This is a genomic window from Nocardiopsis sp. iso_186 (assembly GCF_056173365.1).
This window is the reverse complement of sequence record NZ_CM149670.1, coordinates 5,212,771-5,234,106: the sequence shown is the minus strand read 5'-3', so window position 1 is coordinate 5,234,106 and position 21,336 is coordinate 5,212,771. Positions and strand designations below refer to the sequence as shown.

The window sequence follows — 21,336 nt, the reverse complement described above, 5'->3', positions numbered from 1 at the left end:
CGTGCGGAAGCCGGTGCGGGCGAACGCCTGAGGCGATGCCACCGCGGGGCCGGTGCGGTCCGGCTGCCCGCGCGGCTCAGACCCTCAGGGGACGGTTGATCTCCAACAGGTAGCCGTCGGGATCGCGGAAGTGGGCCGCGCGAATTCCCCAGGCGGTCCAGTCCTTTGCGGGGGAGGCCATCGGCACACCCGCCGCGAGGAGCTCGGCGGCCTTCGCGTCCACGTCGTCCACTTCGAAGATGACGGCTATCCGGTCCTGGCGCGGCAGATGGGGGTCGTCCGCGTCGGTTCCCAGAGCTTCGGCCACCACCTCGCGCTGGTTGAGCGCGAGCTTGGTTGACGACCCCACCTCGAACTCTGCGTAACGCGTCTCCTCCGATCCCCAGAGCACGGGGAACTTCAGCACGTCGGCGTAGAAGCGGAAGCACGCCTCGTAGTCGTCGGCAAGGAGCCGGATGTAGCTGAACCGCATGGGGTACCTCCGCGGGGACGCTGATCGGCCTGATGGCCCATTCTGCCTTCGCGGGGGCTCGCGTCCAGGGACCTCGGCCCGTCCAGGGTGTCCGGAACCGGACGACAGGCGAACACCAGCAGACATGTAGTCCCATGTTTTCATTATGTAGTACATCTGCTATCAATTGAAGTAGACGAGCAATGAGGAGGTGGGGTCATGGCAATGGCTCCCGAATCCGCCCCCCGGACGGAGCAGGCTGCTGTCCCCGAGGGGGACACGGTGATCGACGTTCGCGACCTGCGGATGCGCTACGGGGTGTCGGACGTGCTCAAGGGGGTGGACTTCCAAGCCGTGCGGGGTGAGGTGCTGGTGCTGCTGGGCCCCAACGGCGCGGGAAAGACCACCACCATCGAGATCCTTGAGGGGTTTCGGATGCGTTCGGCCGGGGCGGTGCGGGTCCTGGACACCGACCCCGCTCAGGGCGGAGAGGCATGGCGTGCCCGCCTCGGTGTGGTCCTGCAGTCCTGGCGCGACCACGGTAAGTGGACCGTCGGTGAACTGCTGGAGCACTTCTCGCTGTACTACCGGCCCTACTCGACCCCCGACCGTCGGCGTCCGCGCGACGTCGCCGAGCTCATGGACCTGGTCGGCCTCACCGGGCACGCCCGCAAGCGGGTCAAGTCGCTCTCGGGCGGCCAGCGCCGCCGCCTCGACGTCGCGGTCGGCATTGTGGGAAGCCCGGAGCTGCTCTTTCTGGACGAGCCCACGGCGGGCTTCGACCCCGAGGCCCGCCGGGACTTCCACGACCTGGTGCACCGGCTCTCGGACCTGGAGGACACCACGATCCTGCTCACCACGCACGACCTGGACGAAGCCGAGAAGCTCGCCGACCGCATCATGATCCTCGCCGACGGCCGGATCGTGGCCAACGGTACCGCCGCGGACCTCGCCCGGCAGGTGGGCGGACAGACCGAGGTCCGCTGGATGCGTGGTGGCGAGCGGTTCGTGCACGCAGAGAAGGACGGCACCCGCTTCGTGCGCGAGCTCTTCGCCCAGCACGGTGACGAGATCACCGACCTGGAGGTGCGCCGCAGCACGCTGGAGGACGTCTACATATCGATGGTGCGCAGGCACGAGGACGGCGGCGGGCCGGCCCGGAGCGGAGACGACCGATGAACACGACGCTTTTCGCTGTTCGGCTCGGTCTCGCCCGTGGCTGGATCGAGTTCCGACACACCCTGACCAGCCCCACCGACCTCGCCAGCTACTGCCTGAACTCCGTCGTCTTCCTGGTCGTGCTGCTGTTCCTCGACGGCAACGCAATGGAGGCGACCGACCTCGCCGGGACGGACGTCTCCCAGGCCACGATCGCGATGCCCGGTTTTCTCGCCATGACGCTCGTGCTCGGCGGGGTCCTGTCCATGGCCCAACTGCTGGCCTCCGAACGCGAGGACGGGACCTTGCTGAGGGCCAAGGCCACCCCCAAGGGCATCCTGGGCTACCTGGTCGGCAAGGTGCTCACCATCGCGCTGATGAGCGGGATGAGCATGCTGGTCATCCTGGTTCCCGCCGCGTTCCTGGTGAGCGGACTGCAGTTCAGCGCCACAGGGTGGCTCGTCCTGCTGGGGATCACCGTGCTGGGATTCCTCGCGGTCCTGCCGCTCGGTGCCATCGCGGGAGCGCTGTTCCCCAACCCGCGGGTGGTGGTGGGCACCCTGATGCTGGTGATCATGGGACTCGTCGTCATCTCCGGCGCGCTCTTCCCCATCTCGATGCTCCCGGACTGGTTGGCCGGGGTCGCACAGGTGTTCCCGGTCTACTGGATCGCCCTGGGGATGCGTTCGGCCATGCTTCCCGACTCGGCGTTGGTCGAGGAGATCGGCGAGTCGTGGCGCCACCTGGAGACCCTTGGCGCCCTGGGAGCCTGGGCGGCCCTCGGACTGGTCATCGCCCCACTGGTCCTGCGTCGTATGGCAAGGAAGGAATCCGGTGGCAGCGTTGCGGAACGCCGCCACAAGGCCATGCAGCGCTTGACGTAGGCGCGGTATCCGGGAAGAAAGCACGGCGATGAGCAACGAAACCGTCTACAACCGAATCGCGATGCTGCGCGCCGAGCGGGGGGTGTCGCGCCGCCAACTGGCGGAGGCCCTGGGAGTGCACTACCAGACGGTGGGCTACCTGGAGCGCGGAGAGTACAGCCCGAGTCTGCATCTGGCCTTGCGGCTCGCAGGGTACTTCGAGGTCCCGGTGGAGGTGGTCTTCTCGATCACACCCTTCCCCAGGATCGGAACCACGGAGAGGACGATCTGATGGCCGCGAACGGCAAAGGCGGACGGCGCAGCGCCGGCGAGGCGCTGGAGCAGACAGTCGAGCACGGTCCGGCGCGCCGCCGGTGGGCACGCCGGAGCAGACGGCGCTTGCTGGTGGCTGCGCAGACCGCGGTTCTGGCGGGAGCCTCCGCGCAGATCGTCGCCTTCGACCTGCAGCCGCCGGGCGTGGCACTGACGCTCTTCCTGGTACTGCTGTCCCTCTACGCACTGCTGGGCACCCAGCTCAATCTCGCGTCCCGCTGGGTGGTCGGGCTGAGACTGGACGAGCGCCAGAGGGAGGACCGGGAACGGGCGCGCTCGGTGGGGTACCGCACGACCACGGTCCTGCTGTTCGGGCTGATGATGCTCGCAGTGGTGCTGTGGTCGGGGCGGCCGGACCTCGCGGTGCCGATGAACGCATTGGCGGCGCTGACGTTCCTGCTGGGTGGCGTACACACCGGGTTGCCCGCGGCGGTGCTCGCGTGGCGGCTCCCCGACGAGACCCGGGACGACGAGTGACCGTCTTCCCGGGCGGCGGTCAGAAGATGTCGGGGCCGCCCCAGGCATAGGTGTCGCGATGGCGGATCTCGGCGAGCTCGTCCTCCGACAGCACACGCGGTGCCCCCAGGCGGCTGGCATCCAGGTACAGGGCCGCGAGCCACTCCAGCAGTCGAGCGTGTTCAAGGGCCTCGGCCAGGTCGGTGCCGGTGGCCACGCCGCCATGGTTGGCCAGCAGTGCGGCGCGTTTGCCCTTGAGCGCTTTGCATGCCTGGTCGGAGAGGTCGGCACTGCCGTAGGTGGCGTAGCGGGTCACGGGCACCGCGCCGCCCAGTCTTGCCGCCAGGTGGTGGATCGGGGGAAGCTCGGCCAGCACGCTGGACACCGCGGCCGCGGCGCGTGAGTGGGCCTGGACAACGGCGCCCGCGTCGGTCGCCCGGTAGATCCCCATGTGCAGAGTGGTCTCGGCCGCGGGGTCGCGTCGGCCTTCCAGCAGACGACCGTCGGTGGACAGTACCGGGCAGTCGCCCGGCTGAACGGAATGCAGGGCGGCACCCGTGGGTGTCGCCACGACCAGGTCGCCCGAGCGCATGCTGACCGTGCCGCCCTCGCCCACGGCCAGGCCGGTCTCGGCCAGTCGTCGCGCGGTCAGGCAGACGTCGCGGCGTTCTTGCTCCAGCAGCATTTTTCCTCAACGGGGTCGTACGGGCAGAGGGCTTTATACGGTCAGCCTTACCTAAGGTACGACACGCTTCCGCTCGTCTCCATAGGTGGCCGTAGTCGGCCGTCGCCGGCAGTACGGCTCCGCACCTGCGCGAGGTGACGATCACGCGCCCAGGACGCGATCAGAAAAAATAACGGAGAGTGTTCGACTTGGAGGCGAGGGGGTGGCTGCAATAGTGCCAAGAACTGCCGATTTGTTGAATATTTGCAGGTAGTGGCTTCGTTATGGATAAGTGTCGGAACGGTAAAGAACACAAAAGTGCCGTTTGTTACCTTTTTCCCCGGGCACACACGAGCCGTGACGCAACCCTACGTAACGCTTCCCGAGAAGCCCTATCTGTCCCGACCAGGCGCGGAGAAGGCTACCGGGCTCTATATCGACGGCTCGTGGCGTGCCGCCGCCGACGGCGGGCTGCGCGAGATCATCGATCCGTTCGACGCCAGTGTGCTGACCGTGGTCAGCGAGGCGACCGCCGATGACGCCGCCGCTGCCGTCACCGCCGCCCGGGCCGCCTTCGACACCGGACCCTGGCGCCAGGTCGGGGCAACCGAACGCGGCGCGATCCTCGACCGCATCGCCGACCTTCTCATCCGCGACCGCGCCGAGATCGCGCTGATGGAGTCGCTGGACACCGGAAAGACCGTTGAAGAGGGCGGTATCGACGTCAACGACGTCACAGCGGTGTTCCGCTACTACGCCGGCCTCGCTGACAAGGATCCGGGACGGGTCATCACCGCGCCCGAAGGCGTCTTCAGCCGGGTCGTCTACGAACCGGTCGGGGTGTGCGCGATGATCACGCCCTGGAACTACCCGCTGCTCCAGCTCTCCTGGAAGATGGCCCCGGCGATCGCGGCCGGCAACACCATGGTGGTCAAGCCCAGCGAGGTGACCCCGGTGACCACCCTCAAACTCATGGAGCTCGTGGAGGAGGCAGGCGTCCTCCCCGGGGTGGTCAACCTGGTTCCCGGTTCCGGAGCGGTCGCCGGAGCGGCCTTGGCCGCGCATCCCGACGTGGACCTGGTGTCCTTCACCGGCGGTCTGGCGACCGGTCGGCGGATCATGGCCGCTGCTGCGGGCACCGTCAAGAAAATCGCTCTGGAGCTCGGCGGCAAGAACCCCAACATCATCTTCGACGACGTCGAACTCGACACCGCCGTGGACTACGCACTCAGCGCCGCCTTCTTCCACTCCGGCCAGGTCTGCTCCGCGGGCGCGCGGCTCATCGTCCACGAGTCGATCCATGACGCTTTCACCGCGGAGCTCGCCCGTCGGGCCGACGCGATCGTCATCGGTGACCCCAGAGCCGAGGGGGTGCGCTGCGGTCCGCTGGTCTCTGCCGAGCACCGCGCCAAGGTCGAGGCCGCAATCGCCCGCGGGATCGAGGAGGGCGCCCGGGTGATCGCCGGCGGGGGCCGACCCGACGACCCCGCGCTCGCCCAGGGGTACTTCCACCGCCCCACGGTGTTCGTCAACTGCCATCGCTCCATGGACATCGTCCAGTGGGAAGTGTTCGGGCCGGTCGTCACGGTCGAGACGTTCAGCACCGAGGCCGAGGCCGTCGAATTGGGCAACGACACCGACTACGGCCTCTCCGGCGCGGTGTGGACCAACGACACCGGCCGCGGCGAACGGGTCGCCGCGGCGCTGCGGCACGGGACGGTCTGGATCAACGACTACGGCCCCTACTTCCCGGCCGCCGAATGGGGCGGTTTCGGCCGCTCTGGGATCGGTCGCGAACTCGGCCGGGCCGGGCTCGACGAGTACCGCGAGGCCAAGCACATCTACCGCAACCTCGCTCCCGAGCCGCAGCGCTGGTTCGGCTGAGACCACGGCGGCCGCGGGGGCCGGCCGCCGTATCCGTTCCACCACGATGCCCGTGACTCCCAGGCCACCCAGCACGCGCGAATGAGCTGAAGAGGAGACTCCTGTGTCCGCAAGCGGATCCACCTTCGACTACGTGATCGTGGGCGGGGGAACAGCAGGTTCGGTGATCGCCAACCGTCTCACCGAGGACCCCGGGACCACCGTCTGCGTGATCGAGGGCGGGCCCTCCGACGTCGGACTGGATCGCGTCCTCAAACTCCGCGAGTGGCTGGGCCTGCTCGGCAGCGATCTCGACTACGACTACCCGACCGTCGAACAGCCCCGCGGCAATTCCCACATCCGCCATTCCCGGGCCCGGGTCCTCGGGGGCTGCTCCTCCCACAACACGCTCATCAGCTTCCGCCCCTTCCCGCAGGACCTCGACGACTGGGTGGCCGCGGGTGCCGAGGGCTGGGACAACGCCACCGTGCAGTCCTATGCCGACCGCATCAAGTGCAACATCGTCCCGGTGGCCGACAAGGACCGCAACGAGGTCGTCAAGGACTGGATCACCTCTGCATCCGAAGCCACCGGAGTACCGGTGGTCGAGGACTTCAACGCGAGGATCTCCCACGGCGGTGGTTTCCGCGACGGGGTCGGATTTCTCTCCATCGCCTACGACCCCTACTCCGGCAACCGGTCATCGGCCTCGGTCGCCTACCTGCACCCGATCATGGGGGAGCGCACCAACCTCACCCTGATGTTGGAGACGTGGGCCGAGAAGCTGGTGTTCGAAGGCGATCGGGCCACGGGAGTGCAGGTCAAGCCGGCCTCCGGGGAGTCAACGACCGTGCGCGCCGCGCGCGAGGTGATCCTGTGCGCCGGGGCGATCGACACCCCCCGGCTGTTGCTGCTCTCGGGGGTGGGGCCGGCGGCAGATCTCGCGGAGGTGGGGATTCAGGCCCGCCACGACCTGCCCGGGGTGGGGGAGAACCTGTTGGACCACCCGGAGTCGATCATCATGTGGGAGACCGACAAGCTTCCCGATACCACCGTCATGGACTCCGACGCGGGGCTGTTCGTCCGGCGCGACACCAGTGACCCGCGCCCGGACCTGATGTTTCACATCTACCAGATCCCTTTCGCCGACAACACCGAACGGTTGGGTTACGACCGCCCCGACCACGCGATCTGTATGACGCCCAACATCCCGCGCTCCCGTTCACGCGGCAAGCTCTGGTTGACCAGCTCCGATCCGTCGGTCAAACCGGCCCTGGACTTTCGCTATTTCACCGATCCCGACGACTACGACGCCACGACAATCGTCAACGGACTCAAGATCGCCCGCCGGATCGCCGCGACCGAGCCCTTCAAGTCCTGGCTCAAGCGCGAGGTCGCACCCGGGCCCGAGGTCACCACCGACGAGGAGCTCAGCGAGTACGGGCGCCGCGCGGCCCACACCGTCTACCACCCGGCCGGAACCTGCAAGATGGGCGCCGCCGACGATCCCACCGCGGTCGTCGATCCGGCTCTGCGTGTTCGCGGGCTTTCGGGTTTGCGCATCGCCGACGCCTCGGTGTTCCCGACGATGCCCTCGCCCAATCCCATGGTCACCGTCCTGGCGATCGGAGAACGCGCCGCCGATCTGATCCGCGCCGATGCTCGCCGAGCAGGAGCCGCACGGTAGAGAACTCACCCGTTGACAGGCCGCACGGGCGGCTGATCCAAGGAGAGAGATCCGATGAGCTCCCCCAGTACCGAAGAGACCGAGCGGGAGACCGCCGAATCCAGGCCCAAGATCGCCGTCCACAATCTCTGGAAGATCTTCGGAAAGAACGCCGATTCGATCCTCGGTACCGATTCCGAGAACCTCGACCACGAGACCATCCGGGAGCGGACCGGGTGCACGGTCGCGGTCCGTGACGTCTCCTTCGACGTGGCTCCGGGAGAGATCTTCGTGGTCATGGGCCTGTCCGGATCGGGCAAGTCCACCCTGGTTCGTTGTCTGACCAGGTTGATCGAGCCGACGGGCGGCCAGGTCCTGCTGGACGGGGAGGACATCGGCAAGGCCGATGCGCACGCGCTGCGCGAACTGCGCCGCAACAAGATCGCCATGGTCTTCCAGCACTTCGGCCTCCTGCCCAACCGCAAAGTGATCGACAACGTCGCCTACGGCCTGGAAGTGCGTGGCGCAGGCAAGGACGAGCGCTACGCGAAGGCCCGTCAGATGATCGAAATGGTGGGTTTGTCGGGGTACGAGGATTCCCGGCCCGGCCAGCTCAGTGGCGGTATGCAGCAACGGGTGGGCCTCGCCCGCGCGCTCGCGGTCGAACCCGAGGTGCTGCTCTTCGACGAGCCGTTCAGCGCACTCGATCCGCTGATCCGACGCGACATGCAGAACGAGGTCATCCGGTTGCAGCGCGAGCTGGACGTGACCGCGGTGTTCATCACCCACGACCTCTCCGAGGCGCTCAAGCTCGGCGACCGGATCGCCATCATGCGCGACGGGGAACTCGTGCAAATGGGCACCCCCGAGGAACTGGTCGGCAGTCCCGCCGACGACTATGTGCGCGACTTCGTCGCCGACGTCGCGCGCACCGACGTCCTCACGGTGAGCTGGCTGATGCGCGCACCCGCCGAAGGCGAGCCGTTGGACGGCCCGGTGACAGCGCCGAGGACCGTGGTGCGCGACATCGTGCCGTTGCTCGCCAAGGGCACCGCACCCGTGCGGGTCATGGCCGGCGACCGGCTGCTGGGGGTGGTGGGCCGTACCGACGTCCTGCGCATCATCGCCGAGGACCAGGAGGATCCGGAGCAGAACGATCTGCCCGCTACCGCTGCCCCCACCGCTGACGCGGACACCGGCCCCGACCGGGCGACGGGGGTCTGAGCCGTGGTGACCGTCGTCCCGGCCGCGTCCGGAATACGCAGCGGCCCGCCCCCGTGGCTGACCAGCCGCTGGACGTGGGCGCTGCTCGTGCTCGCCGCCCTGCTCGTCGGCTTCGCGATCCTGCGCGGCCAGCACTCTTTCCCCGACCTTCCCGAGGCCTACCAGGTCGGTCCGTTCTTCGACCGCATCTACGACTGGGTCGTCGCCAACCGCAACACCAGTCCGCTTTTCCTGTACGGCTTCAACTACCTCTCCGTCGGTCTGGGTTCGGCCGTCATCCTGATCAACCAGGTGCTGACCCTGCTGGGCTGGCCGGGCGTCGTCGTCCTCGGAGTTTTCACCGCGTGGCGGGTGGCCGGACCGCGGATCGCGGCGTTCGCCCTGGCCACATTTCTTTCCTTCGGCCTGCTCGGGTTGTGGAGCGAGGCGATGACCACGCTCTCGCTCATCATCACCTCGGTCCTGCTGGCGCTGCTCGTGGGGATTCCCCTGGGCATCCTCGCCGGCCGCAGTGACGGCTTCAACGCCGCGATCCGCCCCGTCCTCGACTTCCTTCAGGTCATGCCGGCCTTCGCCTACCTGATGCCGATGCTGCTGCTGTTCGGTATCGGCAATCCGGCGGCAGCCGTGGCCACCACGATCTACGCGATTCCACCCGCCGTGCGCATCACCGCCGTGGGAATCCGCGGTGTCAACCCGGGAGCGCTGGAGGCCGCGGCCTCGCTGGGCTCCACCCGCTGGCAGCTGCTGACCAAGGTCCAGTTGCCGCTGGCCAAGCGCACGGTTTTCCTGGCCGTCAACCAGACGCTGATGCTCGCGGTGTCCATGGTGGTCATCGCCTCTGTCATCGGCGCGGGCGGACTCGGTGACGCCATCTTCCAGGCACTCAACAAGGTCAACGTCGGGCAGGCGTTCGAGGCCGGACTCGCGATCGTGCTCATGGCCATCGCCCTGGACCGGGTCACCGCGGCCGCGGGCGAGGGTGATCGGGGGCCCGGCGCCGCCTCCGGCCGCCGGGGCCTGCCTTTCATGCTGGTCGGCTTCCTGGCCACGGCGGTCGCCGTGGTGGTCGCCCGCCTGGCCAAAATCGCGGAATGGCCCAAGAGCTGGACCGTGAGCGTCGCAGAACCCATCAACCAGGTCAACGACGCGGTGCAGGCGCTGATCGGCGGAGCCACCTCCGCGTTGGGCACGTTCACCCTCGGGTGGGTGCTGGATCCGCTGCGCACGGTGCTCACCGATTCGCCGTGGTGGCTGGTGGTGCTGGCCGCGGCGGCGTTCGGCTGGGTCCTGGGCGGCTGGCGGATCGCCCTGGTGGGAGGGCTGTCCATCCTGGCCACCGGGTTGCTGGGAGTGTGGGGCCTCAGCATGGACACCCTCTCGCAGGTGCTTGTCGCCGCGCTGGTCACCGTTGCCCTCGGCTTCGTCATGGGCATCCTCGCCGCGCGCAGCGACGTCTTCGCCCGCATCCTGCGCCCGGTGCTCGACGCCATGCAGACGCTCCCGCCCTTCGTCTACCTGATCCCGGCCGTCGCGCTCTTCGGTATCGGCCGGATCCCGGCTCTGGCCGCGGCCGTCATCTTCGCGCTGCCGCCGGTCATCCGGCTCGTGGAGGACGGAATCCGTGGCGTTTCGCCCTCTGCGACCGAGGCGGCCCTGTCCCAGGGGTCCAGCCGTATGCAGTTGCTCACCAAGGTGCAGTTGCCACTGGCGCGCTCCTCCCTTCTGCTGGCTGTCAACCAGGGGATCATGATGGTCCTGGCCATGGTCGTGATCGGTGCCCTGGTGGGGGCCGGCGCACTGGGTTACGGAGTGGTGTTCGGCCTGGCCCAGAACCAGTTGGGACTCGGCCTGACCTCCGGCCTCGCCATCGTCTGCCTCGGCCTGTTCCTCGACCGGCTCACCCAGAGCGCCGCCAGGCAGGGGGAGTAGAACATCATGTCCACGCAGCCCACGTATTTCGCCGTTTCCAGTCGCACAGGAGACCCCATGTCCACCACGTCGGGGACCAGGCGGGTGGTCACGGCTCTCGCGCTGCTCATGGTGCTGGTCATGACCACGTCGTGTGCGGTGCGCACCACGTCGATCCTGCGCGACCCCGGGACGGTGCGCATCGCGCTCAACGCCTGGGTCGGGTACGAGGCCAGCGCCGCCGTCCTGCAGTACCTGCTCGAAGAGGAGCTCGGCTACCAGGTCCAGCTCGTCCAGATCGACGAGCAGCCCTCCTGGCAGGCCCTCGACCAGGGGGCGGTGGACGTGATCGTGGAGAACTGGGGTCATGAGGACCTGATGCGGACCTACGGGCCCGACGGCAACGACACGGTCGTCAACGGCGGCCCCAACGGCAACATCGGTCACATCGGCTGGTACATGCCGGCCTACCTGGTCAACGAGTATCCGGGCATCAACACCGTCAACGGGCTCAAGGAGAACGCCGATCTTTTCCGGACCCCTGAGAGCGGCGGCAAGGGGGAGTTCCTGTCGGGTGCGCCGGGCTTCGTCACCCAGGACCAGGGCATGATCAACCACTTCGGTTTCGACCTCAGCATCGTCTACGCGGGGTCGGAGGCGGCGCAGATCACCGAGATCCGCAATCGCTATGCCGCGAAGGAGCCCGCGCTGTTCTACTTCTACGAACCGCAGTGGTTGTTCAACGAACTCGACATGGTCAGGGTGGAGTTCCCCGAGTACACGCAGGGGTGTGACGCCGACCTCGACAACGTCGGTTGCGACTACCCCCTGTACCACCTGAACAAGATCTTCCGGAAGGATTTCGCCGAGCAAGGGGGCCGGGCCTTCCAGCTCATCGACAACTGGAAGTGGTCCAACGACGACCAGAACGCCGTCGCTCAGCTCATCGCCGACGACGGCATGGACCGGGACGAGGCCGCCGCCCGGTGGGCCCGGGAGAACACGGACGTATGGCGGCCGTGGATTCCCGCCGGCGCCTCCCCGGAAACGGACTAGTCGAGGCGCCGAGCGTGCACCGCGGGGGCTGTCCGATGGCGTTCATCGGACAGCCCCCGTGGCGTCCGCACCGTCGCCATTTGCACGGATGGGTTACGTTTGCCAACGACGGCCCGGTCACCCCTGTGGTCGGGTGTCCGTCGTCGCCGTCTCGGGCCCGCCCGTTTTCCCGGCTGCCCGTTGACGTCATCTTGTCAGACAACACGGACATTTCGTCTTATGATTCGTAGTGGCCGAGGTCGTTGCCCGGCCCGTGGACTCCGTACGGACCTGACCTGCTCGAAGGCGGGTACCTTCGGTTGTGTGGATACCTTCACAGTGCGCTTGCCGAGGTCACAGCCCTGGACGGCGCAAACCACTGCTGTGTTCGGGTGACCTATTCTCAAAAGGCTGGGCTGCCTCCATGGTTGAGGTGCACGCTTCAAGGAGTGGTGAGTGGTCGAGATGGAAATTCAACCGGTGACCCCGCCGTCGGCGAACGAACGGTACGGCGACGTCGTCGGCGCGCTCAGCGAGCTCACTCAGGCCCTGGCCGTCGAGGAGGGGATGCCCGAGACACTGCAGCGCATCCTCGACCTTGCCTTGAAACTGATCCCCGGCTGCCACGCGGCGAGCGTCACGGTCCTCGACGCGAGCGGAGAACCCGTGACGGCCCTCGGCACCAGCGAGGAGACCTATCGGCTGGACCAGAGCCAGTACGCCTTCGGAGACGGCCCCTGCCTGGACGCCGCTCGCAGGCACACGATCAACCGCTGCCACATGGAGGAGGCCGAGCAGGCCTGGCCCGACTTCACCGGTGTGGCCAAGTCGATGGGCCTGCGCAGCTACCTGTCCGCCGGCCTGATCGACAACGGCACCCCTGTCGGTGCACTCAATCTGTCCAGTCGGGACCACGACGGATTCGACGCCCTCGACGAGGCGTTCATCGCGATGTTCAGTATCCCCGCGGCCTCGGTCATCGCCGGCCGCGACCGCTACGAGCGCACTCGTGAACTCGCCGACCAGCTCAAGCGCGCCATGGACTCCAGGGCCGTCATCGACCGGGCCATCGGGATCGTCATGGTCCAGGCACGCTGCAACGGAGACGAGGCGTTCGAGCGGCTGCGCCGGTCCTCCAACAACCAGAACGTCAAACTCCGCGAACTGGCCGAGCGCATCGTGCAGCAGGTCAACGCCAGCAGCCTCGGATCAGCGGTGTGACGGTGACAATCGTGTGGCCAAAAGGTCCTGTTCTGTGTCGCTGACGTGCGCTTTGAAGACCACCACCGCGATCAGGGCCTGTAGGGGTTAGACTCGACGCAGCACCGGGGTCCGGATCAGGGCCCTGAGCGCGGTCCCCCATACCGCGCTTCCCGGTAATTCGGTGCGACGCTGATCCTGTTCAGGAGTCAGCCATGCACGCCCGTAAAACCAGTGACGCCGCTTCGGTGTCCTCCGCAGCGCCCGCACAGGCCCGCCCTCAGCGCGACGTCCAGGTCGCCGAACTCTTCACCCAACTCGCCGAATCCGCCGAAGGCAGCCTGGAACGCGACGAACTGCGTGCCGCCATCGCCCGTGAGCACATCGGCCTCGCCCGGCATCTCGCGTCGCGCTACGCCAACCGCGGTGAGCCCGTCGAAGACCTCCAGCAGGCCGCGCTGCTCGGCCTCGTCAAGGCCATCAACGGCTTCGACGCCGATCTCGGCTACGACTTCATCGCCTACGCCATGCCGATGATGGCCGGTGAGATCAAGCGACACTTCCGTGACAAGACCTGGGCCGTCCGTGTGCCGCGCCGGCTCCAGGAACGACGCGGCGAGCTCAACCAGGCCACCCGGAGACTCACCCAGGTGCTCGGGCGCTCGCCCACCACGACCGAGCTCGCCGAGGAGCTCCAGATGACCCGGGACGACCTCGCCGAGCTGATCGAGGCGTCCACCGCCTACAGTGCCCTGTCACTGGATTCGCCCACGGGCGACGACGGGCACGAGCGGATCAACCTCGGCGACACGATCGGCGGGCCGGACCACCTGTTGGAACTCGTGGACTATCGCGAGTCCCTGCCCCCGCTGTTGGAGGGGCTGCCCGACCGCGAGCGCCGCATCGTCATACTGCGCTTCTTCGGCAACAAGACCCAGAGCGAGATCGCCGCCGATGTCGGGATCTCCCAGATGCACGTGTCACGGCTGCTGTCCAACGCCTTGGCCACGATGCGCGAGGGGATGCTGGTGGAGGAGTGATCCGAGGAGTCAGCGCTCGTAGCGACGGCGCCGGCTCACCCAGTAGACATTGAGGCAGGCGGCCAGGAACCCGGCGCCCAGCACTACCGTCAGCGACGCGGAGTGGGCCCACAGCACGGCCAGTACCGCGCCGATCAGGCACACCGCGGCCCCGAAGACGGCAAGTACGAGACGGAAGGTCAGCGCGCTGGCCGGCCGTTCGGGACTGCCGATGGGGCCCTTGAGCCGCCCGCCCCTCAATGTCTCTCCTCCTGGTTATCCGGTCACGCTGAAGCGCAACAGAGCGCCCGTGCCCTCGGTGGCTCCCCGCGGAGACGCGAGCGGGAGGAACTCGGCATCGCTGAGGGCGGCGGCCCGGATCAGGGCCGTGTCCGCCGGCACCTCCAGCGCCGTCCCGGCGTCCGTGAGCTGCTCACGGGTGGCCGACACCTCCATCGGATCAGTGGGCGAAGTCCACAACGTCCCACCCATGTCCCGGCCGGTCCCCAGGAGCAGCGTCTGGACCTGACCGCGACGAAGGGCCTCTGCGGTCTCGGCTCGGCCCTGTACCGCGTCTCCCGTCCCCAGCGCGTCGGCGAAGTTCTCCGCCTCCTGGGCGCTTCCCTGGGCGACAGCGGTTGACAGCGCCTCGTCCACCGCCTCGCGGAGGCGCGCCAGCGCGGCATGGTCGGAACGGCCCCCGCCCGGCAGGTCCACCACGATGCCGCGAACGGGAGTGCTCAGGTGGTTTCGGAGCTTGCCGACGGCGCGCTCGTCGCCGCCGACGAACACCAGTTCCGCCTTCACCTCGTTGACCGCGGCCATGACGTCCTTGGCGACCTCCTCGGCGTTGGTGTCCCAGAGGTTCTCCGCTCGACGCTGGTACTGCTTGTGTGCCCAGCCTCCCTGGCGGATCTTCTGGATGTGCAGGGTGCTGCCGCTGAAACTGCGTTCGGAGACGGGGTCGTGGCGGTCCAGGGTGTAGGCGTCCACGTCGGCACCCTCCCGGTCGGCCGCGACGACGACGTAGGGCAGTTGGAGCGCGCGGTCGGCGACCAGGTCGGAGGGATCGGGAATGGGCAGCCACGAGGCCCGGTCACTGGGCGGAGGGCTGGTGAGCGTGTACGTGGCCAGCACCTGCCCCTCCGCGGCGAAGAGAGCTTCTCCCTGGGGGCCGGGAACTCCGGACGCACCCCCGACGACGCGGTCCAGCGCGCTCAAGGTGTCGTCGTCGGCGCCCTGTTCGGCGAGGTGCTCGCGCAGTCCCCGCCAGCGCAGCTCGATCTCCTTGTCGGAGTTCTCCGAGGTCCGGGTCGTGTCCAGAAAGACCGAGGCGACGGGACCGGGGACAGCGTACAGCGAGCGCAGAAATCCTAGTTGCATGTAATTCGGTGGGCCGGCCTTCGCCGGGGCCCACTCACCTCCCTCGGACTGTGTGGCCGTCTTCGTCTTGGCGGCTGCCCGCGCGGGGGAGCGACATGCATGGGGTAAGGCATGGCTAACTGAAAGGTTAGTGTCGCTGCGGTCTGCTCCGACCGGGTACACGAAGTGGTGTTTTGCCCGGGACGAGTCGGGTAACCCGGCGAGTCCAACCGGTTTCGCCGGCCAGACCGAGAAAGGGCGGACGCTCATGCAGCGCGGCAGCGACAAGCACAGTCCCAGGCTCGACGACCAGATGAGCTCCGAGATCGACGGCGTCCTCCGGAGCGGGCAACCCACGCGCGTCCACGAGGACCTGGAACCGGAACCGCTGGTCGACGACGATGGCATTCCGGCCACCGACCCCAGGGCCGACCGCACCAACGAGACGGGCACATAACCGGGGAGAGCACCGCACGAACAACGGTGGCCCGGCCCCTCGATCAGGGGTCGGGCCACCGGCGCGTCCTCAAGCGGTCGAGCCGCTGCGGTTACCGCGAAGCGTTGAAGATCTGGGGCAGGGTGGACTCGTGCGCCGTGCGCAGTTCGGCCAGACCGATGCGGATCTCACCGTTCGCGTGGGTCAGGGCGAGGTCCGTGCCGCCCACGATGCCGATCGGCGTCGCCGGAACACCGTGCCGCGCGCACAGCTCGCCGAACGCGCCCTCGGCGTCGGCGCGCACGGTCACGATCGCCCGCCCCGCCGATTCGCTGAACAGGGCGAGGAACGGCTCTTCGCCGAGCTTGACCTCGCACCCCACCCCGCCGCGCAGGCTCGACTCGGCGAGTGCCACCGCCAGACCACCGTCGGACAGGTCGTGCGCACTGGCCAGCAGACCGTTGTCCGCACCATCGGCCAGCACCTCGCCCAGCGAGGCCTCGGCGACCAGGTCCACCTGCGGCGGCAGTCCGCCCAGATGACCGTGCACGATGTCCGCCCACGCGGAGCCGCCCAGTTCCTCGCGGGTCTCCCCGAGCAGGAAGATCTTGGCGCCTTCATCGGAGTGGCTGAACGAGCTGGTCAGCCTGTTGTGCACGTCCTCGATCACCCCGAGGACACCGATCACCGGGGTCGGGTTGATCGCCGTGGAGCCGGTCTGGTTGTAGAAGCTCACGTTGCCGCCGGTCACCGGGGTACCCAGCTGGAGGCAGGCGTCGGCGAGGCCCTTCGCCGACTCGGAGAACTGCCACATCACCGCGGGGTCCTCGGGGGAGCCGAAGTTCAGGCAGTTGGTCACCGCGAGTGGGCGGGCCCCGGTTGCCGCGACGTTGCGGTACGCCTCGGCATACGCCAGCTGAGTCCCCGCGTAGGGGTCGAGCCGGGTGTAGCGGCCGTTGCCGTCGGTGGCCAGTGCCACGCCCCGGTCGCCGTCGTCGGTGATCCGGATCATCCCGCCGTCGTGCGGGTTGGCCAGCACCGTGTTGCCGAGAACGTAGCGGTCGTACTGCTCCGTCACCCAGGCGGGGTCGCAGATCCCCGGGGCGGACAGGACGCGCAGCACCTGCTCGCGCAGCTGTGCGTCGGTCGAGGGACGCTCCAACTCGGTGGGGTCGTCGGCCTGGAGACCGTCCAGGTCGTCGGGGCGGGCCAGCGGGCGCTCGTAGACCGGGCCCTCGTCGGAGGCGGTGCGCGGCGGCATGTCCACGACGGTCTCGCCGTGCCAGGTCATCACGAGACGGCCGCCGCGTGCGGCCTCCTCCTCGGTGACCTCGGTGACCTCGCCGATCACGCTGGCGAGGATGTCCCACTTGGCGCAGGTGGCGAGGAAGTCGTCGAGCTTGCCCGGCTCGACGATGGCCATCATCCGCTCCTGGGACTCGCTCATCAGGATCTCTTCGGGCGTCAGCCGGTGGTCGCGCAGCGGGACGCGGTCCAGTTCCACCCGCATGCCGCCGGTGCCACCGGCCGCGAGCTCGGTGGTGGCGCAGGAGACACCGGCCGCCCCCAGGTCCTGGATGCCCACCACGAGGTCCTTGGCGAACAGTTCGAGGCTGCACTCGATGAGCAGCTTCTCCATGAACGGGTCGCCGACCTGCACGCTGGGCCGCTTGGCCTGGCTCTCGTCGTCGAACGTCGCGCTGGCCAGCACGGAGGCGCCGCCGATCCCGTCGGGGCCGGTGGTGGAGCCGAACAGGATCACGTGGTTTCCGGGGCCGGGGGCCTGGGCGAGTTTGATGTCGCCGTGCTTCATGACACCCACGCAGAGCGCGTTGACCAGGGGGTTTCCGGAGTATCCGGCGTCGAAACCCAGTTCGCCGCCGATGTTGGGCAGCCCGAGGCAGTTGCCGTAGAAGGAGATGCCGGAGACGACACCGGGCAGCACCCGCTGGGTGTCGGGGGCGTCGGCCGGACCGAAGCGCAGCGCGTCCATGACCGCTACGGGGCGGGCGCCCATGGTGAGGATGTCGCGGACGATGCCGCCCACACCGGTGGCGGCACCCTGGTGCGGCTCCACGTAGGAGGGGTGGTTGTGCGATTCGATCTTGAAGGTGACGGCGTAGCCGTCGCCGACGTCCACCACACCGGCGTTCTCGCCCATCCCGACCAGCAGTGCGTCGGTTTCGGGGGCCTTCTCGCCGAACTGGCGCAGGTGGACCTTCGAGCTCTTGTAGGAGCAGTGCTCGCTCCACATGACCGAGTAGATCGCCAGCTCGGCAGAGGTCGGCCGGCGGCCCAGGATCTCGCGGACCCGCGCGTACTCGTCGTCCTTCATGCCGAGTTCGGCGAAGGGCTGCGGGGTGTCCGGCGTGGTTTCGGCCTTGGTGACCGTGTCGAACTGGGATACTTCAGACATTACTGGTCATTCCATTCGAGATGCTGGAGCTGATCAGGGCTTAAGAGGCCGGAGGAGAAGGCGGAACCGAGTGCGCGAGGATCAGGCCGGCCGTCAACTCGGGGGTGTAGGGCTGGCGGCTGGCCTGGACGAGGAGTCCACCGTCGCTCAGCGCGGAATCGGCGAGCGGGACCGTTTCCGGGTCGCTCTCGCCTTGGGGAAGGAGCCTCCCCCAGCCTCGGTCGAGCAGTTGGGTGTAGACGGCCTCGATCGCCTCGTCGGCGTCGCGGCCCTCCGCGGTTACGGCGATCGGGCGGAAGCACTCTGCCTGGTCGCACTGTTCGCCCAGGTCGGTGTACTCGATGCCCTGCGGCGGGGTGCCCAGCATCTCCACGCCGGGTGCGTCCGGCGGCTTGACGGCGTTGCCGGGGGTCTCGGTGGAGGTCAGCAGTCCCACGGCCATGGTCGCGACCAGGCCGACGATGACCACGGCGACCAAAGCGACCATCGTCATCCTGGACCGCAGCAGCGCCATCATCGAGAAACGTCCCCCCGCCGGATGGTCAACGCGCTCAGCTCGCTGCCGCGCCCACCGGGGCGCCCTTGGCGAGGTGCGCGAGGATGGAGGTGAAGAACCCCACACCGTCACGGGAGGGGCCGGTCAGTGCCTCGACCGCGTGCTCGGGGTGCGGCATGAGCCCCACCACGTTGCCGTGCTCGTTCGTGATTCCGGCGATGTCGCTTTGGGAACCGTTGGGCGCGGAGTCCACGTAGCGGGCCACGACACGGCCCTCGCGCTCCAGTTCGGCGATGGTGTCGGCGTGGGCCGCGTAGCTGCCCTCGCCGCTCTTCAGCGGGATCAGGATCTCCTGGCCGGAGCTGTAGGAGTTGGTCCACGCGGTGTCGGCGGCCTCGACGCGCAGGAGCTGGTCGCGGCAGATGAAGTGCCGGGAAGCGTTGCGGGTGAGCGCGCCGGGCAGAAGGTGGCTCTCGCACAGGATCTGGAACCCGTTGCAGATGCCCAGCACCGGCAGGTTTCCGGCGCGAGCGGCGGGAACGAGCTCGGTCATGATCGGTGCGAAACGGGCGATCGCACCACAGCGCAGGTAGTCGCCGTAGGAGAAGCCACCGGGCAGGACGACGGCGTTGACACCCTTCAGGTCGGCTTCGTCGTGCCAGAGCGAAACGGTTTGTGCGCCGGCGAGGCGCAGTGCGCGCGCGGCGTCCCTGTCGTCAAGGGAACCAGGGAATGTGACGACTCCCACGCGGGGGGCAGTCATGATGGGCACTCTCCGAACGGTGTGGGTGGGAGCAAGGCCGGCCGGTCGGATTCCGAACGGTCCGACCGGTCACGAGATTACCTGGTGACCTCACCCGGCGGGGTCGGGAGGTGCAGGCGAGGCCCGTCACTTGGCCGCGGGCTCCCTCCATGACGAGCACGGACGTCTTCGTCCCGTTGATGTACGGTTCGCGGCGGTTGATTCGTTATTCCTTGGCCGACTGCGCCGATTTGGATTTCCGATTTCCTCCGATCCCTTTTTTGTTTTCTGCGGTCAATTAAATGGTCGAAATCATTTCGGGTCAAATTTCCCGTTCTGGTTCCCGGGGGCGACTCGGATTCTTCGGGTGCATGTATTTTTGTCGAATTGGCGATGGTTCAATGAATAAAATTCATTGCGAGAGTGGGGCCTTTTTGCGGGGTGTGGCAAATTTCCTGCCGCGCCTGGGGGTATAGGGTCGTTCCGAAGTGGAATGTCGAGTCGTTCTTCGACCTGGGGTAAACGAGGCGGGCGATACATATGCGCTTCTCCGGGAGTTCAAGAAATCCCTCGACAAGGAGTGCGGCCCCACGGTTACACCATAGTCGTGAACGCGGGGCGTGTCGTAGGTAGGAGTGTCGGCCGTCTCCGTATCCATCTGGTTCCTCATCGCGAGGACGATGTATCCGATGCCGGAGGGGAATTTACGACCGCTCCCAACTGTGATCCGGATAGCTGGGTCCGCCTTTTGGTCAAAAGGATTTGGGGTGGTGGCGGCGAACCACCCGCTACGGCCCACCCGGTGTCTCTGAGCTTGTCCGATTCCGGCGACGGCCACCACGCTGGAAACTCGGTGGATTTCGAGCTGGTGTTCACCGTCGGTGCCTACGACGTCAGTGCTGTTCGTGCCCTTTTCGCCGACAGCGGATCGGAGTTCTTCGAGATCGGTCTCGCGACCAAGGGCCCCGGAGTCGTCTTCCGGGGGCCCGACGGCGCGGAAAAACCACTCCCGGGGGCCTCCTGGCGGCACGCGAGCTAGGCGGCGGTCACATCTGCTGTGTGGCCAGGGGCTGCTGCCAGAGCGAGAGCTGGCTCACCCTGGTCGCGCACAGCCGCTTGGCCATCCACACGGTCGTGCGCTTGGTCGCGTCGGAACCGAAGGACACCTGGTCCATCAGTTCCCGCATCATCAGGATGCCCCTGCCCGACTCCGAGTCCGGATCGGGGAGGGGCACACTCGCGGGGTCGAACTTGGGGCCGGCATGCACGATCTTCAGGCTGCAGAACCCATCGCGTACCCGGGCGACGACTTCGTAGTGGGGAGCCGGGTCGCCGTGGTCGATGACGTTGGCGCACGCTTCGGTGGTTGCCACGAGGATGTCGGAAAGACACTCCTCGCAGACCCCTTTCGTCTCCAGCGCCCCGCCCATGAAATCCCGCATCACCGGGACGGTGTAAGCCGCCCGAGGTAACGCGATTGAGAAGTTCTCGTCCATCCTCGCCCCTCACGCAGCCTTAGGCACGATAGAAGACGTTCCCAACATGGTTTCTGTGAAACCGCTGTGTTTTCGGACGGACTGCCGGGTTTACTCGGCGTGCAGTTCGAAGTCCTCGATCACCGGGTTGGCGAGCAGGGTCTCAGCGAGCTTGCGGACCTCGGCGAGCTTGGCGTCATCCGCCTCACCGTCGATCTCGACCACGAAGCGCTTCCCCTGTCGCACCTGGGTCACACCGGGAAAACCGAGGCGGCCGCACGCCCCGACGATGGCTTGGCCCTGGGGGTCCAGGATCTCCGGCTTGAGCATGACGTCAACGATGACGCGGGCCACGGGTCCTCCACGGTTGTGCCGCATACGCGTACAGGGAACCGCTGCCGCGCGAGCAGCGGTATTGCAAGAGCAGCAAGAAGCGTACGGCACCCAGGCCCAGGTGACCCACCCGAGGCATGTGGGGGCACATGTGTGCGGTGCCGCGTGACGGGCAGGGGACGGGGACAAGTCGGGTGAGAACGGTCGCCCGACAACAGACGGCGAAGTGGCGG

At 67.7% G+C, this 21,336-nt stretch carries 22 protein-coding genes; 13 read left to right on the top strand and 9 right to left on the bottom strand.

What is annotated here, in order from left to right; all coding sequences use genetic code 11:
• Window positions 1-76: 76 nt before the first annotated feature.
• Window positions 77-472: a VOC family protein gene (locus AC0VYP_RS22770; protein ID WP_285758303.1), complete on the bottom strand. Its 396-nt coding sequence runs from the start codon at window positions 470-472 to the stop codon at window positions 77-79.
• A 204-nt stretch (window positions 473-676) separates the two neighbouring features.
• On the opposite strand from AC0VYP_RS22770, the gene AC0VYP_RS22765 reads away from it, so the two are divergent.
• From AC0VYP_RS22765 to AC0VYP_RS22750, 4 genes are read left to right on the top strand one after another with little or no spacing between them, the layout of a single operon-like run.
• The gene (locus AC0VYP_RS22765; protein ID WP_285758762.1) at window positions 677-1,630 is read left to right on the top strand and encodes an ABC transporter ATP-binding protein; all 954 of its coding nucleotides are present in this window, start codon (window positions 677-679) and stop codon (window positions 1,628-1,630) included.
• Window positions 1,627-2,493 carry an ABC transporter permease gene (locus AC0VYP_RS22760; protein ID WP_475471753.1) on the top strand — a complete coding sequence of 289 codons (867 nt, stop codon included), beginning with the start codon at window positions 1,627-1,629 and terminating at the stop codon, window positions 2,491-2,493. The genes AC0VYP_RS22765 and AC0VYP_RS22760 overlap by 4 nt, the downstream gene beginning before the upstream one ends.
• Before the next feature lie 28 nt (window positions 2,494-2,521).
• Window positions 2,522-2,764, top strand: a complete 243-nt coding sequence (locus tag AC0VYP_RS22755) for a helix-turn-helix transcriptional regulator (RefSeq protein ID WP_285758307.1) — start codon at window positions 2,522-2,524, stop codon at window positions 2,762-2,764.
• A complete protein-coding gene (locus AC0VYP_RS22750; protein ID WP_285758308.1) occupies window positions 2,764-3,282 on the top strand; it encodes a hypothetical protein in 519 nt (172 codons plus the stop codon). Before AC0VYP_RS22755 ends, AC0VYP_RS22750 begins: the two co-directional genes overlap by 1 nt.
• Window positions 3,283-3,301: 19 nt before the next feature.
• On the opposite strand, the gene AC0VYP_RS22745 is transcribed toward AC0VYP_RS22750, so the two are convergent.
• Window positions 3,302-3,946 (bottom strand): class II aldolase/adducin family protein, encoded by a 645-nt coding sequence (locus tag AC0VYP_RS22745; RefSeq protein WP_285758310.1) that lies wholly within the window; start codon window positions 3,944-3,946, stop codon window positions 3,302-3,304.
• Between the two features lie 336 nt (window positions 3,947-4,282).
• Here AC0VYP_RS22745 and AC0VYP_RS22740 point away from each other — a divergent pair, with 336 nt between their 5' ends.
• From AC0VYP_RS22740 to AC0VYP_RS22710, 7 genes are all read left to right on the top strand, one after another.
• Window positions 4,283-5,809 (top strand): aldehyde dehydrogenase family protein, encoded by a 1,527-nt coding sequence (locus tag AC0VYP_RS22740; RefSeq protein ID WP_475471750.1) that lies wholly within the window; start codon window positions 4,283-4,285, stop codon window positions 5,807-5,809.
• Window positions 5,810-5,912: 103 nt separating this feature from the next.
• Window positions 5,913-7,475 (top strand): GMC family oxidoreductase, encoded by a 1,563-nt coding sequence (locus AC0VYP_RS22735; RefSeq protein WP_475471749.1) that lies wholly within the window; start codon window positions 5,913-5,915, stop codon window positions 7,473-7,475.
• A gap of 54 nt (window positions 7,476-7,529) precedes the next feature.
• Window positions 7,530-8,678, top strand: a complete 1,149-nt coding sequence (locus AC0VYP_RS22730; protein WP_285758316.1) for a quaternary amine ABC transporter ATP-binding protein — start codon at window positions 7,530-7,532, stop codon at window positions 8,676-8,678.
• A 3-nt stretch (window positions 8,679-8,681) separates the two neighbouring features.
• Window positions 8,682-10,610, top strand: coding sequence for an ABC transporter permease (locus AC0VYP_RS22725; RefSeq protein ID WP_475471747.1), 1,929 nt, complete (start codon window positions 8,682-8,684; stop codon window positions 10,608-10,610).
• Window positions 10,611-10,667: 57 nt separating this feature from the next.
• Window positions 10,668-11,645 (top strand): ABC transporter substrate-binding protein, encoded by a 978-nt coding sequence (locus tag AC0VYP_RS22720; RefSeq protein WP_475471745.1) that lies wholly within the window; start codon window positions 10,668-10,670, stop codon window positions 11,643-11,645.
• Between the two features lie 444 nt (window positions 11,646-12,089).
• Window positions 12,090-12,845, top strand: coding sequence for a GAF and ANTAR domain-containing protein (locus AC0VYP_RS22715; protein ID WP_475474341.1), 756 nt, complete (start codon window positions 12,090-12,092; stop codon window positions 12,843-12,845).
• A 194-nt stretch (window positions 12,846-13,039) separates the two neighbouring features.
• Window positions 13,040-13,864, top strand: a complete 825-nt coding sequence (locus tag AC0VYP_RS22710; RefSeq protein ID WP_475471744.1) for a SigB/SigF/SigG family RNA polymerase sigma factor — start codon at window positions 13,040-13,042, stop codon at window positions 13,862-13,864.
• A gap of 9 nt (window positions 13,865-13,873) precedes the next feature.
• On the opposite strand, the gene AC0VYP_RS22705 is transcribed toward AC0VYP_RS22710, so the two are convergent.
• Together AC0VYP_RS22705 and AC0VYP_RS22700 are read right to left on the bottom strand one after the other, a co-directional pair.
• Window positions 13,874-14,104 carry a hypothetical protein gene (locus tag AC0VYP_RS22705; RefSeq protein ID WP_285758320.1) on the bottom strand — a complete coding sequence of 77 codons (231 nt, stop codon included), beginning with the start codon at window positions 14,102-14,104 and terminating at the stop codon, window positions 13,874-13,876.
• Between the two features lie 15 nt (window positions 14,105-14,119).
• Entirely contained in the window at window positions 14,120-15,226 is a 1,107-nt protein-coding gene (locus AC0VYP_RS22700; protein ID WP_475471743.1) for a baeRF2 domain-containing protein, read from the bottom strand.
• Between the two features lie 247 nt (window positions 15,227-15,473).
• Here AC0VYP_RS22700 and AC0VYP_RS22695 point away from each other — a divergent pair, with 247 nt between their 5' ends.
• Entirely contained in the window at window positions 15,474-15,662 is a 189-nt protein-coding gene (locus AC0VYP_RS22695; RefSeq protein ID WP_285758322.1) for a hypothetical protein, read from the top strand.
• A gap of 91 nt (window positions 15,663-15,753) precedes the next feature.
• On the opposite strand, the gene purL is transcribed toward AC0VYP_RS22695, so the two are convergent.
• The 3 genes from purL to purQ all read right to left on the bottom strand — a co-directional run bounded on the left by purL (window position 15,754) and on the right by purQ (window position 19,316).
• Entirely contained in the window at window positions 15,754-18,057 is a 2,304-nt protein-coding gene (gene purL, locus AC0VYP_RS22690; protein WP_285758323.1) for a phosphoribosylformylglycinamidine synthase subunit PurL, read from the bottom strand.
• Between the two features lie 40 nt (window positions 18,058-18,097).
• Window positions 18,098-18,544: a hypothetical protein gene (locus AC0VYP_RS22685; RefSeq protein ID WP_475471741.1), complete on the bottom strand. Its 447-nt coding sequence runs from the start codon at window positions 18,542-18,544 to the stop codon at window positions 18,098-18,100.
• Between the two features lie 64 nt (window positions 18,545-18,608).
• Window positions 18,609-19,316 (bottom strand): phosphoribosylformylglycinamidine synthase subunit PurQ, encoded by a 708-nt coding sequence (purQ, locus tag AC0VYP_RS22680; RefSeq protein WP_475471739.1) that lies wholly within the window; start codon window positions 19,314-19,316, stop codon window positions 18,609-18,611.
• 832 nt (window positions 19,317-20,148) lie between these two features.
• Between purQ and AC0VYP_RS22675 the strand changes: the two genes are divergently transcribed.
• A complete protein-coding gene (locus tag AC0VYP_RS22675; protein ID WP_475471737.1) occupies window positions 20,149-20,334 on the top strand; it encodes a hypothetical protein in 186 nt (61 codons plus the stop codon).
• Between the two features lie 7 nt (window positions 20,335-20,341).
• Here AC0VYP_RS22675 and AC0VYP_RS22670 read toward each other — a convergent pair whose 3' ends face one another.
• Entirely contained in the window at window positions 20,342-20,737 is a 396-nt protein-coding gene (locus AC0VYP_RS22670) for an ATP-binding protein (RefSeq protein ID WP_285758327.1), read from the bottom strand.
• Between the two features lie 144 nt (window positions 20,738-20,881).
• Window positions 20,882-21,124: a phosphoribosylformylglycinamidine synthase subunit PurS gene (gene purS, locus AC0VYP_RS22665; protein ID WP_285758328.1), complete on the bottom strand. Its 243-nt coding sequence runs from the start codon at window positions 21,122-21,124 to the stop codon at window positions 20,882-20,884.
• Window positions 21,125-21,336 lie beyond the last annotated feature (212 nt).